General features: G+C 46.3%; 19 protein-coding genes. 1 reads left to right on the top strand and 18 read right to left on the bottom strand.

The window, feature by feature from the left end; all coding sequences use genetic code 11:
• Positions 1–5 precede the first annotated feature (5 nt).
• Positions 6–1,160 (top strand): efflux RND transporter periplasmic adaptor subunit, encoded by a 1,155-nt coding sequence (locus tag MFMK1_RS05575; RefSeq protein ID WP_366924149.1) that lies wholly within the window; start codon positions 6–8, stop codon positions 1,158–1,160.
• 48 nt (positions 1,161–1,208) lie between these two features.
• Here MFMK1_RS05575 and MFMK1_RS05570 read toward each other — a convergent pair whose 3' ends face one another.
• The 18 genes from MFMK1_RS05570 to MFMK1_RS05485 all read right to left on the bottom strand — a co-directional run bounded on the left by MFMK1_RS05570 (position 1,209) and on the right by MFMK1_RS05485 (position 16,686).
• The gene (locus MFMK1_RS05570) at positions 1,209–2,111 is read right to left on the bottom strand and encodes a LysM peptidoglycan-binding domain-containing protein (protein WP_366924148.1); all 903 of its coding nucleotides are present in this window, start codon (positions 2,109–2,111) and stop codon (positions 1,209–1,211) included.
• A gap of 202 nt (positions 2,112–2,313) precedes the next feature.
• The gene (gene ppdK, locus MFMK1_RS05565; protein ID WP_366924147.1) at positions 2,314–4,956 is read right to left on the bottom strand and encodes a pyruvate, phosphate dikinase; all 2,643 of its coding nucleotides are present in this window, start codon (positions 4,954–4,956) and stop codon (positions 2,314–2,316) included.
• Entirely contained in the window at positions 4,949–5,728 is a 780-nt protein-coding gene (locus MFMK1_RS05560) for a pyruvate, water dikinase regulatory protein (RefSeq protein WP_366924146.1), read from the bottom strand. Before MFMK1_RS05560 ends, ppdK begins: the two co-directional genes overlap by 8 nt.
• A 65-nt stretch (positions 5,729–5,793) precedes the next feature.
• Positions 5,794–6,432: a transcriptional regulator CcpN gene (gene ccpN, locus MFMK1_RS05555; RefSeq protein ID WP_366924887.1), complete on the bottom strand. Its 639-nt coding sequence runs from the start codon at positions 6,430–6,432 to the stop codon at positions 5,794–5,796.
• A gap of 129 nt (positions 6,433–6,561) precedes the next feature.
• Positions 6,562–7,044: a molybdopterin-guanine dinucleotide biosynthesis protein B gene (gene mobB / locus MFMK1_RS05550; protein ID WP_366924145.1), complete on the bottom strand. Its 483-nt coding sequence runs from the start codon at positions 7,042–7,044 to the stop codon at positions 6,562–6,564.
• 2 nt (positions 7,045–7,046) lie between these two features.
• Positions 7,047–7,637, bottom strand: a complete 591-nt coding sequence (mobA, locus tag MFMK1_RS05545) for a molybdenum cofactor guanylyltransferase (RefSeq protein WP_366924144.1) — start codon at positions 7,635–7,637, stop codon at positions 7,047–7,049.
• 54 nt (positions 7,638–7,691) lie between these two features.
• Positions 7,692–9,755, bottom strand: coding sequence for a glycine--tRNA ligase subunit beta (gene glyS, locus MFMK1_RS05540; protein WP_366924143.1), 2,064 nt, complete (start codon positions 9,753–9,755; stop codon positions 7,692–7,694).
• Positions 9,756–9,758: 3 nt separating this feature from the next.
• Complete coding sequence (gene glyQ / locus MFMK1_RS05535; RefSeq protein WP_366924886.1) at positions 9,759–10,676, bottom strand: glycine--tRNA ligase subunit alpha; 918 nt, start codon at positions 10,674–10,676, stop codon at positions 9,759–9,761.
• A gap of 130 nt (positions 10,677–10,806) precedes the next feature.
• Complete coding sequence (locus MFMK1_RS05530) at positions 10,807–10,932, bottom strand: hypothetical protein (RefSeq protein ID WP_366924142.1); 126 nt, start codon at positions 10,930–10,932, stop codon at positions 10,807–10,809.
• A 72-nt stretch (positions 10,933–11,004) separates the two neighbouring features.
• Positions 11,005–11,442, bottom strand: a complete 438-nt coding sequence (locus MFMK1_RS05525; protein ID WP_366924141.1) for a DUF4342 domain-containing protein — start codon at positions 11,440–11,442, stop codon at positions 11,005–11,007.
• An 82-nt stretch (positions 11,443–11,524) separates the two neighbouring features.
• Positions 11,525–12,268, bottom strand: a complete 744-nt coding sequence (gene recO / locus MFMK1_RS05520) for a DNA repair protein RecO (protein WP_366924140.1) — start codon at positions 12,266–12,268, stop codon at positions 11,525–11,527.
• Between the two features lie 5 nt (positions 12,269–12,273).
• Positions 12,274–12,408: a hypothetical protein gene (locus MFMK1_RS05515; RefSeq protein WP_366924139.1), complete on the bottom strand. Its 135-nt coding sequence runs from the start codon at positions 12,406–12,408 to the stop codon at positions 12,274–12,276.
• 106 nt (positions 12,409–12,514) lie between these two features.
• A complete protein-coding gene (era, locus tag MFMK1_RS05510; RefSeq protein WP_366924138.1) occupies positions 12,515–13,417 on the bottom strand; it encodes a GTPase Era in 903 nt (300 codons plus the stop codon).
• Between the two features lie 32 nt (positions 13,418–13,449).
• The gene (locus MFMK1_RS05505; protein WP_366924137.1) at positions 13,450–13,830 is read right to left on the bottom strand and encodes a cytidine deaminase; all 381 of its coding nucleotides are present in this window, start codon (positions 13,828–13,830) and stop codon (positions 13,450–13,452) included.
• A 56-nt stretch (positions 13,831–13,886) separates the two neighbouring features.
• The gene (locus MFMK1_RS05500; RefSeq protein ID WP_366924136.1) at positions 13,887–14,984 is read right to left on the bottom strand and encodes a DUF3048 domain-containing protein; all 1,098 of its coding nucleotides are present in this window, start codon (positions 14,982–14,984) and stop codon (positions 13,887–13,889) included.
• Positions 14,981–15,217 (bottom strand): hypothetical protein, encoded by a 237-nt coding sequence (locus tag MFMK1_RS05495; protein ID WP_366924135.1) that lies wholly within the window; start codon positions 15,215–15,217, stop codon positions 14,981–14,983. The genes MFMK1_RS05500 and MFMK1_RS05495 overlap by 4 nt, the downstream gene beginning before the upstream one ends.
• 20 nt (positions 15,218–15,237) lie before the next feature.
• The gene (locus tag MFMK1_RS05490) at positions 15,238–16,278 is read right to left on the bottom strand and encodes a DUF881 domain-containing protein (RefSeq protein ID WP_366924134.1); all 1,041 of its coding nucleotides are present in this window, start codon (positions 16,276–16,278) and stop codon (positions 15,238–15,240) included.
• A 15-nt stretch (positions 16,279–16,293) separates the two neighbouring features.
• Positions 16,294–16,686, bottom strand: coding sequence for a diacylglycerol kinase family protein (locus MFMK1_RS05485; RefSeq protein WP_366924133.1), 393 nt, complete (start codon positions 16,684–16,686; stop codon positions 16,294–16,296).
• Between the last annotated feature and the right edge of the window lie 3 nt (positions 16,687–16,689).

Genomic DNA, 16,689 nt, shown 5'->3' with positions numbered 1-16,689 from the left:
ATATCGTGAAACGAAAATGGAAAATAATTTTAGGAGCAGTTATTGCCCTTATCATTGCGGGCGCCTTCTTTACCGAAAGTACCAAAGGATTAGAAGTGGATGTGTTGACGGTATCACCGGATACGATCAGCAAAGTTTTTGAAGAAGAAGGAGAGGTAGTTTCCCAGGTACAGCGCCCCATTTTCCCTACTTATGGCGGCAAGATTATTAGCTTAAACGTGGAAGAAGGTCAGCAGGTACATTCTGCTGATGTGCTGGCAGCCTTGGACAGCCAAGAATTAGAACTGCAATTAGAACAACTAAAGGCAGAAAAGAAACTCACCTACCTGGGTAAGCTTGCGGCAACCCAGGCGAAACGTCAGCTTGACACAGCAAGGACTGATTACCAGCGCAGTCAGCAGCTTTTCGCCAGCGGCGCTTTAACAAAAGCGGAATTAGAAGCGGCCCAAAGTGCTTTTGAAGCAGCGGAAACAAATCTGGCTCAACAGCAGCAGAATTACAGCGGCAAAGCCGAAAGTATAGCAGCACAAATTGATTTATTGGAGCACAAAATTGAACAGATGAACATTAAAGCGCCGGTGGACGGCATCATAGCCAACTTAGCTGTCAAGGAAGGTGAAGCTGTTGTCCCTAACGCACCGATGATGATAATATTCCAAAAGGAAAACTATCAAATTGAAACCTACATCCTTACCGAAGATGTTAATCGGATAAGCCCTGGTATGCAGGTAGACCTCGTCCAAGATAACCAGGAAGACGATGTCCGCTTTAGTGGCACCGTTAAAACAATCGCGCCGGCGGCAGTTGACAAAATATCGGCCCTGGGATTGGAAGAAAAGCGGGTGAAAGTGACTATCGCGCCAAAAATACCGGATACACTTTCGCTGCGTCCCGGCTACAGTCTGGATGTTATTTTCACTACTGCCAAACAAGAAGGTAAGCTGATTGTGCCTAAGACGACCTTATTCCCATATCAAGATGGTAAAGCACTATGGTTGATTAAGGATGGAAAGGCCTCAATCCACCAAGTAAAAACGGGCTTTGAGAATGACCGCAATATCGTTATTGAAGATGGATTAGCTCCAGGCGATAATGTAATCTTAAACCCACAGCTTAAGGGTCTTAAAGAAGGCCAAAAAATTAGTGGAAAAAATATTTAGTAGCTATTTAAAAAGGGTTGTCTCTTTGGAAGAGACAACCCTTTAATGTTATTCCAACCCGGCAGCAACTCTTACTGCCTGTTGATGGGCCGGATCCAAACTTTTCGTACCATGAGTGCGGCTGCCTAAGAAATGAATACAAAAATGTCCAGGAAAGTTGTTATCTTTAATAGCGCCATCTCCATGAGGCATACCATTCATTGAAGCAGCCATAGTGCGCCCGTCTACTGTGACAGTAATAGCCCGGCGAGCCCAACTCCATTCACCGTAGATTTGTTTCATCTTTGCCGTATCTACCGCAGTAAGTGGCTGTGAATCAGCATGGAGAGACCCACCTCGCCGCTGTACCTTAAATGCTATCCCTGTAGCTACATCAGTCACCACAGCATAATCATACATAGCAAAGATTTCCTTAGCCTGATCCCAGGACACTAAGTCAGCAGATCTGTTACCACCCCGCGAAGGCGTAGGCATCTTTACCTCACCTGCAGCAGGAATAGCCAAGGTCTGGCCTATGTAGATAATACTGCCGTTCATTCCATTTGCCGCCATTATGGCCGAAACCGTAGTGCCGTACCGTTGGGACAGAAGCCAGAGTGTATCACCTCTCGCTACCAAGTGAGTGGCTCTGATTAACTGCATCCCTGCTTGCTGCGGTACCAGCCTGTCCATTGTTTCCCCAGCCACCACACCGGTTACCGCAAGTGCCTGATCACGCTGAAAATTCTGCACACCCTTTAAGGTTCCAGGTCCATAAATACCATCAACACGATAATCCTGATAATAACCTCGCTGCTGCAAACTCTGCTGTAACTGCCCCACATCTTCCCCGGTCATACCATAGCGTAATGTACGCTCACCCAGACCTGCAGCCTGGGCAGCCAATGCTAAGGTAAGGGTAAAAACTAGACTACAAATCAAAATGCGAATACTTCTTCGTAAACCTGCCATTAACCCGCTCCTCCCTTTATCCAGTATGGTAATATTTTACCTTCGATGGAAGGAATAGAGCAAATATGGCAAGTCCACCCTAAAGAGGTTGAATCATACTTTAAACAAGCCGGATAAAAGAATTCGAAAATTCCCATAGAATTCCGATTATATGGCATGTTATGGTAAAGGGTGCCCCTATGGGCACCCCGGTTTTAGTAGGTTATTTATTTACTGCGGCTTGGGCAGCAGCTAATCTGGCGATGGGCACTCGGAAAGGTGAGCAGCTGACAAAATCCAAACCGACTTGATGGCAGAATTCAATGGAACTGGGTTCGCCGCCATGCTCACCACAGATGCCGATCAACAGGTCCGGCTTGGTAGTACGGGCCTGGCCGACTGCCATCTGCATCAATGCACCCACACCCTGACGGTCCAAGACAATAAATGGGTTATCCGCAAGGATTTTTTCCTCCACATATTGATGCAGAAATTTACCTTCGGCATCGTCCCGGCTAAAACCAAAGGTGGTCTGGGTCAGGTCATTAGTGCCAAAAGAAAAGAAATCGGCTTCTTTGGCAATTTCCCCGGCTGTAGCGCAGGCCCTAGGCAGTTCAATCATTGTACCTACATCATATTCAAAATCTACGCCGCTTTCTTCCTTCACTTGCTCACCGGTTTCAATAACCAGCTTTCTCAATCTAGACAACTCATTTATGTGTCCTACCAGAGGGATTTCCACTTCAGGTTTAACATCGTAACCTTCTTGGGTCAGTTGTACCACTGCTTGAAAAATGGCCCTTGCCTGCATGGCATAAACTTCAGGGAAGGTAATCCCTAAGCGGCAGCCACGATGCCCAAGCATAGGGTTAAACTCACTGAGTGCCCTTACTTGACTGAGCAGGACGTCCTTCTCCTTCGCCTCTTGTACCTTGCCTTTTAGCTTCAAAGCCGTAATTTCCACGGCCAATTCTTCTGCATTTGGCAGAAATTCATGTAGCGGCGGATCTAACAGTCTGATAGTCACGGGATATCCCTGCATGGCCTTTAAAATGCCGTAAAAATCACCCTGCTGCATAGGCAGTAATTTATCCAGCGCTTTCTTCCGCGCAGCAATACTATCTGCCAAAATCATCTCTTGAACTATGGGCAGTCGGTCCTGAGCCATAAACATGTGCTCGGTACGACAGAGCCCGATACCCGCAGCACCAAATTCCCGGGCTTTCTCAGCATCTTCGGGGTTATCAGCATTAGCACGAATTCCTAGAGTGCGCACGTCATCAGACCATTCAAGCAGTGTCTGGAATTCATCGCTCAACTCAGGGTCTATCATGGGCACATCTCCCTGGATTACCTTACCGGCACCACCGTCAATGGAAATAAGGTCACCGTCATTAACTACAACGCCATCTTTAGTAGTAAACCGTCCCGCAGCTGCATCGATTCTAATCCCTTCACAACCGCAGACACAAGGTTTACCCATGCCTCGGGCTACGACAGCAGCGTGACTGGTCATACCGCCGCGGCTGGTTAAAATACCCTCGGCCGCTACAATACCGTGAATATCGTCGGGAGTGGTTTCGGTACGCACCAGCAGTACCTTAATGCCGGCTTTATTTAATTCCTCTGCTTCATCAGCATCAAAGACTACCTTGCCCGATGCTGCTCCGGGAGAAGCCGGCAAACCCTTGGCTATAATATTAAGTACGGCGTCGGGCTTAACCCGGCGATGCAACAGCTGGTCCAATTGATCCGGGTCAACCCTTAGTAAAGCCTCTTCCTTATTAATCAGGCCTTCATCTACCATATCTACCGCAATTTTTACGGCCGCACTGGCAGTACGCTTACCGGTACGAGTTTGCAGCATGTAGAGAGTTCCCCGCTCTATTGTAAATTCTATATCCTGCATATCTCGATAATGCTTCTCCAGCAGTTCACATGTCTCCACAAACTGTTTGTAAACAGTGGACAAATCTTTTTGCATACTGATAATGGGCTGGGGGGTACGGATACCTGCTACCACATCTTCACCCTGGGCATTAATCAAATATTCACCATAAAGTTTCTTTTCGCCGGTGGAGGGGTTTCTGGTGAATGCCACACCGGTGCCGCAGTTATCCCCCATGTTACCAAATACCATAGACTGTACATTAACGGCGGTCCCTAGTTCATCGGGAATTTTATTAATCTTACGGTAGACAATCGCCCGCTGATTATGCCATGAGTCAAACACCGCCCGCACTGCCATCAGCAGCTGTTCCATGGCCTCTTGGGGAAATTGCAATCCCGCTTTCCGAGATACTAATTTCTTATAATCATCAATTATAGCGTAAAGACTTTCTGGGGTAAGCTGATAGTCAAACTCCACCCCCTGCTTTTCTTTATATTTATCCAATACCTGCTCAAAGTGGTAGTGTTCTACACCCAGTACAACATCACTAAACATCTGAATAAAACGCCGGTAACAATCCAAGGCAAAACGCCGGTCCCCCGATATTTCTGCCACTGCTTCCACTGTCTGATCATTAAGCCCCAAATTTAAGATGGTGTCCATCATACCCGGCATGGATATCACCGAACCAGAACGCACCGATACCAGCAGCGGATCCTTAGCATTACCGAATTCTTTACCCGCATTCTCTTCCACTTCTGCCAGTTGTTCTTTCAACTGTTGTTCCATTCCTGCGGGAAAGTTTTGACCCTCGGCAAAATATTGATTACAAGCCTCGGTAGTGATAGTCAGTCCCGGCGGTACCGGCAGGCCAATACCAGTCATTTCTGCCAAGTTAGCCCCTTTACCGCCGAGCAGCGGCTTCATATCCGCTTTACCCTCGGAAAATAGGTACACATACTTTTTACTAGACATAACGCTCCCCCTTATAATATAGTTCTAAAATGGTGCTGGCGGTTTCTTCCACCGCTTTATTGGTTACATCAATGATAGGACAGCCAATACGTTTCATGATCCTCTCCGCGTAATCAAGCTCTTTCAGAATTCTTTCGAGATTAGCGTAATCGGCGTTCGCTGTCAACCCCAAAGTTTTTAATCTTTCCTGACGAATTTCATTTAAAAGTTGGGGGCTGATAGTTAAGCCAAAGATTTTCTTGGATGTAATATCGAACAGCTCTTCAGGTGCAGCCACTTCTGGAACCAAGGGGATATTGGCTGCTTTTATCCTTTTGTGAGCCAAATACATGCTTACCGGCGTTTTAGATGTACGAGAGACGCCTACCAATACCACATCAGCATAATCAAGCCCCCTGGGGTCTTTGCCGTCATCATATTTGACCGCAAATTCAATGGCCTCTACTTTACGAAAGTATTGTTCATCCAACTTACGCAGCAGCCCCGCTTCTAACTTGGGTTCAGTACCGGTCACCTCGGCAACAGCTTCGACCATAGGCCCTAAAATGTCCACAGTGGGAATTTTATAGGTCTCGGTCAAGCGAAGCAGTTCTTCTTTAAGCTCAGGGATAACAATGGTATAAGCTATTACCGCCTTAAAGCCGCGAGCCTCTTCAACTATATCGCAAATCTGCTGCTTATCACCCACATAAGGTACTCGCCTCAGCTCCACACGCCCGGAATTAAATTGACTACCCGCGGCCCGGGCGACAAACTCCGCCGTTTCACCCAAAGAATCCGAAATTACATAAATTACAGGTGACTCATTACTATAAATAGGCCTTCACCCTTTCTGACTTATTTGTCTTCGCCCAGCTCCACGAACAACTGGGTAATATTACTCTTGGTAATCCGCCCCACTACCTCTAGTTTCTCCAGACCCTGGTCATTAATAATTTTCCGAACCACCGGCAAAGCATCCACTTGGTGCTCAATCAACTTGGCTGCTGCCAGATGAATGGTCTCATCCATGGTAGTTATAATTATGTTAGGCATGCGGGTCATGGCCATATTCACCGGTACCTGACGTACATCATTCTGTCCGATGGTCACTTTGAGCAGGTCCTTACGGGACACCACTCCTTCTAGGAAACCACCCTCACTGACCACTATCAGTGTACCTACATCCTCCACAAACAGGGTGACTATAGCATCGTATACGGATGTCTCTTCTCTAACAACTACAGGTACAGATTTTAAATCCTTTACCCTCATGCGCCTTATCTCTTCGACCAATAACGAGCCGGCTGACTTGCCGCTATAAAAATAACCCACCCGCGGTCGCGCATCCAAGATGCCGGACATGGTAAGAATAGCCAGGTCTGGACGCAATGTGGCCCGGGTAAGGTTAACCTCTTTGGCGATCAATTCACCGGTGATAGGCCCTGACCGCTTGACAATTTCCACAATTTTTTTCTGTCGCGGGGTTAGTTGGATAGGGGTCACCACCTTCATTATTATTATGTCATACTTTTTAGTGTAAAACCGTTAATATTATATACTTTTTATTATATACGATATCGGCGGCTAAAGTCCTTCCACCACTGCTAGATTAGTATAATAAGATTACTTCAAAATCTTGTACTGTAAAAAGTCAGCCAATGGTACAGCATCGTCGAGGTCAAACCGGGGCACATCCACTTCCAAGGGAAAATCAGCCACCACCGCCACAAGTTCTTCAAGGCTGCACACCAATTCCTGAGAGGTCTCCCGCCGGCATACCTCAATCTTAGGCTTATCACCATGCTTATAGCCCTCAGTAATAATCAAATCGACACCAGTTATCACTGCGGTGATTTCATCTAACGGCCGTTCCTGCCCCGAATAGTCAAGTAAGGCCATTTTTTCTGGCGAAGAGATGACCACCGTACTGGCGCCGGCCCTGGCATGTCTATATGTATCCTTGCCCGGTTTATCCATCTCAAAATGCTGCGTGTGTTTGATGACGGCAACCTTTATTCCCCGCCGGGTCAGCTCGGTTATAAGCTTTTCCAAGTAGGTCGTCTTGCCCACATTTGACCTGCCTACAAATGAAATAACAGGTATCATAATTATTCCTCCAAATCCTGCAACAACTTGCGTACTGTCAACCAATCTTCAGGGGTATTAACATTTAAAAAAGCTCGTTTCGGTTGGCCATAGGCGACCAGTTCCTCTTCTTCGAGATAATTTATGCTGATATCGTCAAAAAATGAAGTAACTTTTTTCCGCCCAGCAGCCATAACCTTCTCCACTGCCGGGAGGCAGCTGCGCTTATAAACTGCATGCAGCGGCTCCAGATAAGGCCCGCTTTTGGGCAAAACAGCGTCATAATCCTTGGTCTGAGAAATCATGAACCGAATAAGAGCAGGCTGTAATAGTGGCATATCACAAGCCACAAGGAAATTAACCTCACTGCTGCTTGCTGTCAGGCCGGCATGGAGACCGCCCAGCGGTCCATAACCAGAAATAATGTCCCCAACAATCGGGTAACCAAGATGGCGATAGGTTTCTTCATCATTGGCGACAATAATTATTTGTGGAAAAATTGTCTGCAGCACTTCAATTACCCGCTGCACCACAGTTTTTCCCCCTATGTTAAGCAGTGCCTTACTACTGCCCATGCGGGTACTTTTCCCGCCGGCCAAAATAATCCCAGTCATTTTTTTACCTCTTTAATAAAGTTTAGGGACGGCGCTCACCGTCCCGTTTATTTACTAGTTTATCAGTTCCAATCGGATACCGGTCTTACCCACCAACAGGTCACGAATATGCCTTAATAGAGCTAAGCGATTTTCACGAACCTCCTGATCATCGGTCATCACCATTAGCTGCTCAAAAAATTCATCCACAGGCTGGCGCAAACCAGCGATTTCCAACAAGGCATTATAATAATCATCCGTCCGTTCAAGCCTTTCTTCCACTTTAACAATTGCCTGCCACAGGTCTTTTTCTGCCGCTTCGGCCAACAAATCTTCATTAACCTGCCCGGCAGTCTCTGCCTTTTCCACCAAGTTGGCAGCACGTTTAAATGCAGTTGTCAGAGCTTCAAACTGTTCATCCTGCCGGAAGTTATCCAGGGCTTTAGCCCGCTTAAGAGCATCCGCTGGACTGTCATAACCTGCCGCCAGCACCGCCTCCACTACATCGTATCGCAGACTCTCTTGTTCCTGAAAAATATTTTCCATCCGCTGCCGAAAAAACTTTAGTACATTTTCCTGTACTTCTGCCAGAGATTTAGATAATTTGTCACCGTACAAGTTATAAGCTTTTTCCACCATATTTTCTAAGGAGACTGTCAATCCCCTATCCAAGATAATCAAACAGATACCCATCGCCTGACGGCGAAGCGCATATGGGTCCTGGGAACCGGTTGGTTGAATGCCGATACCGAAACAGCCGACAATCGTATCCATCTTATCTGCCAAACTAACCATAGTGCCATTAATAGTTTCTGGCAGCTGATCACCGGCAAACCGCGGCTGCCAATGCTCACTGATACCTTTGGCTATCTGCTCAGCTTCACCATGCGAAGCAGCATAGTAGCCGCCCATAATCCCTTGAAGCTCCGGAAATTCATAGACCATATGGCTCACTAAGTCTGCTTTGGCCAGATGGGCTGTACGCAGGACTGCTTCTTTATCGCCAGGAGCTGCCACGTCGCTGAAATACTGCGACAGTGCCTCGATTCTTTCAACCTTCTCGTAGATTGTCCCCAATTGGGCCTGAAAAACAACATCCTTTAAGGCTGGCACTTTTGCCTCAAGCGGTTCTTTGACATCTTCGCGGTAGAAGAACTCTGCATCTGCCAAACGGGCCTTAAGCACCTTCTCATTGCCCGCAGTAACGACATCTAGATGTTCGCCGGTACCATTACGTACTGTGATAAATTTATTTAACAGTTTCCCTTCTTTATCCTTTACCGGGAAGTACCGTTGATGCTCCTGCATCGGGGTGATCAACACCTCGTCCGGCAGTTGAAGATACTTTTCCTCGAAACTGCCGCAAAGAGCAGTAGGATACTCTAACAGATATACGACCTCTTCTAGGAGCTCCGCATTTTCTTCCACAATACCATTTTCCGCAGCGGCCAATTTTTGAATCTGCTGCCAAATCATCTCTCGCCGCCGCTCTTGATCGACAATCACATACTGCTCCTCCATCTTTGACAAGTAATCGTCGGCGCTTTCCAAGGAAATCTGACCACCCAAAAAGCGATGTCCTCTTGAGTGTCGTCCGGTTATTACTTCAGCTAGTTCAAAATCCAATACCTCGCTGCCGAAGAGCGCCGCCAGCCAACGAATGGGCCTGGCAAACCGTAATTCCTGATAAGCCCAGCGCATAGGTTTCGGGAAATTTAGTGATAGTATCAATTCTTTTAATATTGCCGGCAGAATCTCCGCACTCTTCTTTCCTTCACTTTTTACCGTGGCGAAGACATATTCCCCCTGGTCTGTCTTTCTTACCATTAATTCAGTGACATCAACACCCTGCCCCTTGGCAAAGCCCATGGCCGCCTTGGTAGGATTACCTTGGTCGTCAAAAGCTACCTTTCTTGACGGGCCTTTAGCTTCCTTACTCACGTCCTCTTGCCTTTCTGCCAGTTCCGACACCAACAGAGTCAGGCGGCGTGGTGTTCCATAGGTGTTGATGCTGGTATAGCCGAGCCGGGCATCGCTAAGCATTTTTATGGCATAGTCTTTAAATTGACTAAGTGTATTATCCATAAATCTGGCCGGTATCTCTTCGGTACCAATTTCTAAAAGCAAATTCCTGGTCATTGGCTACACCTCCTCCTTACTGCGGTCTAATGCTAATTCCTGACGCAATGCTTTGTCTTTTACCAAAGGAAACTTCAATCGCTCACGCTGCTCCACATAGCCCTTGGCGCATACTCTGGCTAAATTACGTACCCGGGCAATATACCCGGTACGCTGGGTAACACTAATGGCCCCTCGGGCATCTAACAAGTTAAAGGTATGGGAGCATTTGAGTACATAGTCGTAGGCCGGTTGGACTAAGTCCTTTGCAATTACTGCCAGTGCTTCTTTCTCATATGCATCAAACAGAGAAAAAAGCATGTCCGTATCTGCTGCTTCAAAATTATAATGGGAATAATCTACTTCACCCTGATGGTGCACATCGCCGTAAGTAATTCCATCCACCCATTGGATATCATAAACGTTATCCTTCTGCTGTATATACATGGCCAAACGTTCAATGCCGTAAGTAATTTCCGCACTGACCGGGTGACAGTCTATGCCGCCACACTGCTGGAAATAGGTAAACTGGGTAACTTCCATACCGTCTAACCACACTTCCCAACCCAAGCCCCAAGCACCTAATGTGGGGGATTCCCAGTTATCCTCCACAAAACGAATATCGTGTTTTTTAGGGTCGATGCCGATTTTCTCCAGACTGCCTAAGTAAAGTTCTTGAACGTTGTTAGGCGAGGGCTTCAAAATCACCTGGTATTGATAATAGTGCTGCAGCCGGTTGGGATTTTCCCCATAACGTCCATCGGTAGGGCGACGAGATGGTTCTACATAGGCCACACGCCACGGTTCCGGGCCTAAGGCCCTTAAAAACGTAGCTGGATGCATTGTCCCCGCTCCTTTTTCCATGTCGTACGGCTGTTGAATGATACATCCCTGTTCGCCCCAGTATTTATTAAGTTCTAAAATCAGTTGTTGAAAATTCATCATATCAACCTCCCCTGCCGTTAAAATTATTTTGGCAATTAAAAAAACCCGCCCCCGATCAGGGACGGGATTATGCTTCCCGCGGTTCCACCCTGGTTGGCCGCAAGGCCCACTCAAAGGTATACAGGTTTTACTGATATGCACCAAATGGCCCATATGTTCCTCCTGCGGCTTGGAAGCGCCATTGCTGTTTAAAACCGCCAGCTTTCACCACCCCGGCTCGCTGTAAAGATACAAAAAGCAATTTCTTCCGCATTGCCCAATAACTACTGCTATTTTTCTACAACTTTAGCAAAATACGCGCCAATTGTCAATATCAAAGGTGTCACTATTCCTTTTCAGTTGGGTCTACTTCCGGGTAAAGCGGTTTCTCTTCAACAGTACCATCGGGACGAACGATTTCCAGCTTATAGTTCTTTGTCATAGCAGTCACCGTACCAATACCGGCTATTATGGCCAAAGGTGCGCTGGACAAGGCACCCACCACCCCTAAGGCACCTACCGTGGCCGGAATTTCCAGTACCGTCTCATTATCTTTTTTTAATCTCACCTTAGTGACATTTCCTTTTTGAAATATGTGCTTAATCTGCGCCATCAGTTTGCTGCCGTGTTCATGAAACTGATGGTCAAAATGCTGCTTTTCTTCTTCTAAATCTATGATTGCCTTCACGACGTCGCCATCCGCTTGGTCTAATGCTTCTTTGGCTTCTTTGTAAGATACATCCAGCCGCTGCCTTATCTGGTCTATCTTCGCCAATTCATCCATGGTTTTCCCTCCATTTTTTATTTAAAATGCGTGTACAAAAAAATCTCCGCTTTAGTTTTATTGTTTTCCTTTAGCAGTACGTTTATACCTGGTTAAGGGAATCAAGAAAAGCCCTGCTTTTGAATTCACGTTCTAACTGAGTTTCAATGTACTGACTTAACAGCGCGGCCAACTCCTGGCGAAGCGCCGTGGACAGTCGGATCCGGCCGCATTTATCTAAATCCATCGTGCTCAGTGCCTTAAGATTGGCTGCTGCTCCCGGGCTTATGTACACTAATTTTGCCGCCTCTGGGGCACAGTCAGTACATACTAACCCTCCATCCTGAAGGCTAAAGCGCATTCTTCCCTTAACCTCCGCACCGCAGTACAAACAGTTAGTTAATTCCGGAGCATACCCCAAGACGTTCATTAACCGCACTTCAAACAACCGAGTCACTAATTCAGGATCATGGGTAACCAAAAGGTGCAGACAGGTAAGCAGCAGATAAAAAATATCTGGGTTTGCCTCTCGTTCAGGTACTGATTCCAATGCCAATTCCGCAAAGTATGCAGCAAAAGCAAAACGGTCTAAATCAGACCGTAATTGAGGAAATGGCTCTATTACTGCGCATTGGGTCACTGTATCCAAGGACCGGCCATGATAAAAGACAAAGTCCGAATGCGAGAAAAGCTGTATGCCGCCGCGCATACTGCTTTTCACCTTACGTACGCCTTTGGCGACTGCCGGGACTTTACCATATTCTAGGGTGTAAACCGTCAGCAATTTGTCAGCTTCCTTGTAATTTAGGTTTCTTAATACCAGCCCCGGCGTTTTTAAATAGGCCACCGGCGTCACCTCTCCCCTGTAGAACTCTCCACACTTTCATAATCGATATCAGCACCGATGATTGTATCTTTATACAAAAGATACGCACCTATATATCCGGTACTGCTGAATAGTTCCCAAAAAATATCACTTTGCCGCAAGGCTATCACCTTCCTTTGTTATGTTAGAAACTTTGCTGTTAAGTAAGTGACATTAATTAAAATTCCCCTGCGGCTTAAAGTAAATACTAGGTTATTGCTGCCATAATCATTCTTCTGACGAATCGTAACCAAAATTACGAATCATTACCTCGCTGCGCCGCCAAGCCTTCTTTACTTTCACCCATAATTCCAGGTAAATTTGGCTGCCAAGCAAATGCTGAATATCTTCTCGGGCAAGTTTGCCGATATCTTTTAACATCTGGCCCTTCTTTCCAATTATAATTCCTTTTTGCGAATCCCTTTCCACATAAATGGTGGCAGCTACATAAACCATATCCTCACTGCGCTGTCTTACTTCTTCCACCACTACCGCTAAAGCATGAGGAATTTCTTCTCGCGTAAGCTGCAATGTTTTTTCCCGTATAAGTTCAGCGATAATGAACCGTTCCGGTTGGTCAGTGACCATGTCCTCCGGGTAGTATTTAGGCCCCGGGGGGAGCCGCTCAAGTAACAACTGCCGCAGCGTATCCATATTTGCCCCGGTTGCCGCAGAAATAGGCACCCACTGGGCAAACTGATGCCGCTTTTGTACTGCATCCAAAAACCGGGCTAATTGTTCCGGCTCTACTTGGTCAATTTTATTAGCTATGAAAAAGATCGGTGTTTCAAGTTTCTCAAGCATGTTAACTATGTATTCTTCACCACCGCCCCAGGGTACTGACACATCCACGACATAGAGAATTAAATCCATATGGGACAGGGCCCCTGTGGCTGTTTTAACCATATATTCACCCAGCTTGTGCTGGGGTTTATGAATGCCCGGTGTATCAATAAATACCGCCTGTGCAGTATCAGTGGTCCAAACACCCTGTATTTTATTTCTGGTGGTCTGAGGTTTGTCAGACATAATAGCAATTTTCTGGCCAACCAACCGGTTTAACAAAGTAGATTTCCCCACATTAGGCCGCCCGATAATACTAATGAAACCTGAGCAATATTCTTCGGTCATTTGTTTTTCACCTCCATACTGCCTTTATCATACTATAGCTTAAAAAAGCCGGGAAGCAATTCAGCGGATAATTTCTCGCGGTACTCCCCATCTTTATTAGCCATAAGCACACGTATATCTTCACCAAATTCAGTAATAATCTGGCGGCAGGAACCACAGGGGGAACAATATTCCCCTGAACCACAAACTATAGCGATGGCAGAGAATTCCCGCTCTCCTTCGGATACAGCTTTAGCGATAGCTGTACGCTCTGCACAGGTCGTAGAACCATAGGAAGCGTTTTCCACATTACAGCCAGTGAATACTTTTCCGGATTTAGTTAAAACTGCTGCCCCCACAGGGAATTTAGAATAAGGAACATATGCATTCTTCTGCGCCAAAAGAGCGGCGGTGATAAGTTGTTGATCAGTCAACGGAAACACTCCTATTAGAACAACACTGAAGTTTGTAATCCAATGAAAACTTAGAATTAATAGTCAACCCGGGTATCAGTAGGTACAATCTGTATCCAAGTTTGTCCAGGCATGAATTTTATTTCTTCACCTTTAACCGTATAATAGCGCGTGGGTGAACTTAAATTATCTTTCTCCCATCGTGCCTGGTAAGCGATACCATTATTAAATACCATCGCCTTCCCTTTGCCCGTCATATTCATTTCCAATCGGCCCTCGCCGTCAATAACCTTAGTATCTACATACTGTACTACAATATTCCGCGCCTTCAGCTGCAGGTTATTACTGCCATCAATATGTGCCTTTTCCCCCATAAATCGCAAATATTCTCCACTGTCTTCGTGATATACATACCTCACCTGGCTAAACTGCTGGGGATAATAAATGATTATTTCATCACTGTTTCTTAAGGTTTCAGGCAGCTCCGGCTGCTTGTTGTAAAATGGAAATGCCGGAACTTCAATAGATTTTTCAAGATTATAATCCTCAGCCAAGTTATGCAGCTTATCGGTACTGCTTAGTAAATTATGTGGGCGCACTCGATCAGTTACTCGCCAAAATCCCCTGGTAATAGGTATTTCATTAAGATGTGCAATCCCTTTCTCTTTAAACATTGTCGCAGCTTGAGGACTTTGTCCGGCATGTACGTATACCGACTTGGTATCTTGAGCCAGTTGAACGAAATAGGGCCGGGCACTGCGTATGGGCCCCACTTCCGCTGCCTTATCGTGATAGAAAACAGCCATAAGGCGGGTAATGCCGCCTTCCACCAATGCTTCGTATACCAAATCAGCTTTGTCAATACCCAGAGGCGGGCGGGCGGCCGGTGAATTATCAATCATTACTGCCAGCGGTCTTTTGTCAGTCAAGTCCATGAGTACCGCGCCATCCAACGGGCAGCGTAGTTTATTAGCATCGCCCTCATCAACCTCAATGGGCTGCTCTGGTTCAACCACATCAGTCATATCGTTTTGCTTCTCGTCCACGTTAACCCCTACCTGCGGTACGGGTACCTGCAAAGTGCTGTCAATATAGCGGTAAGCGCCCCAACCTGCCCCAAGGGCAAGAACAAAAAGGGCTATATAAAGCTGATACTTCTTTAGCCATTGCATCATTCCCTCATCCCCTGCTGATAGTCATTTCGTACGATCAAGTAAATTATTAGGCCGATAAAATTAGCCACCAGCCAAACAACCAACCAAAGTGGACCGGAAAGGCCCCGGGATTGAGCATCGCGGTAAATCCATATCCCCACCAAAATAGTCACGGCAAACATAGCTAAAATAAACGTAATTACAAAAAACGGAATGCCAAAATGGCTAAATACAGACCAAGGTGCACGCACCATTATCACCATCTCCAAATGTTTTATTTCGCCTTATAAGACGGCAGCAATACCTCGTTACTAGGGGTAATAATAAACTGAATGCCAAATTCCTCCAGTTCCCTGCGTATTAAATCCAAGCTGCTGGCCAATATCTTGGGATCGCCCACTGCTTTAATAACAATGGGGTTCACGGCAATTGGCTGCTGATTGACGAGGATTATCGGCCCGGCACAACGGATGGATGATGTCGTAGTCAAACGCTGATTACCTACGGATACCCCGGAAGCACCCGCAGTAAATAACTCATTAACTACATCCCGGACATCCCGATCATGGACAATATCCACTGAGCTGATACCTTCCTGAGAATCGTATAGTTCAATGATAATCCCCGTTCCGGACATTTCCGCGAAACCGGTTTTAACATTTAATTCCTGCAATTTGTTACGTAATGAGTTTACTTCATCCGCCCGCATTTTTAGACGGTCTAAAAGAGAACGGGCGGTCACCAAGGCCGTCTTTCCACTGGTAATTTCAAATTCCATCATCGGCCACGTACCCTGCAGCAGCGGATGACTCTTAATTTGGTCAATTGTCCCTTGTTTCAGCCTGCTAGTAGGGTCATCCACTATAACTTCGTTATTATCCCCGGTATAAACAGTGATAGTTGCCTGTCCGTCATAACTTGACAGACCGGTGTCCTGGTTTAACAACGATAATACCGTCTCGCGCCGCTTATTATCCTGCTCCCGCTGAACTACATCCTGAATTTCTCTACTGTACTTAGTTTCCAGCTTCACAATTTCATCCGGGGTAGTGGCCCTATCAACCTCAAACTTAAACTGCGCTAAAACATCTCTTACCGCTGAGTTAGTAATAACCCCGGCTTCCGCTGCCTGTTGCTCGTTATATTGAACCAACATCTCCGCACCGTGACGGGCCATGTCCAACCTGGTCAATTCTCCGGGGAATTGGATATAACCTGCCGTGCGAGCCAACATGGCGGAGTTAAACACCATTACCACCAGCATTAAGACCAAAGCGACCCATAATGCTTTATTACTTACGGCATCTCTGCGCATGGCAGTCACCTCATTCTAATTGAAATAATTCAATAACAACACCTTAAACAAATGCATAAGCTTCGGATAAAAGATAATTACACCAATTACCAGAGCGTTGACAGCCATAAGCAGTACCGCTCCAGCGGCCACATTTTTCGCTATCCGCGCCAGGGGGTGATAAGTACTCATAAACAAATCTACTGTTGTTTCAACAGCCGTATTGAGAAGCTCTGCTGCCATTACAGTAGAGACCGCAAATGTCAACGCTACCCACTCCCAGCGGGAAACTTCCACCAACCAGGCGGTAAGAAATACAACCGTTGCCACTGTGGCATGAATACGCATATTGCGCTCTGTTTTCAGTGAATGGGTAATTCCGCCCCAGGCATCACGAAGACTTTGCCAAAAAGTACGTTCCTGCTCCATGTC

The sequence above is a fragment of the Metallumcola ferriviriculae genome, assembly GCF_035573695.1.
GTDB classification, from domain to species: Bacteria; Bacillota; JADQBR01; order JADQBR01; family JADQBR01; genus Metallumcola; species Metallumcola ferriviriculae.
This window is presented reverse-complemented; position numbering and strand designations above follow the sequence as displayed.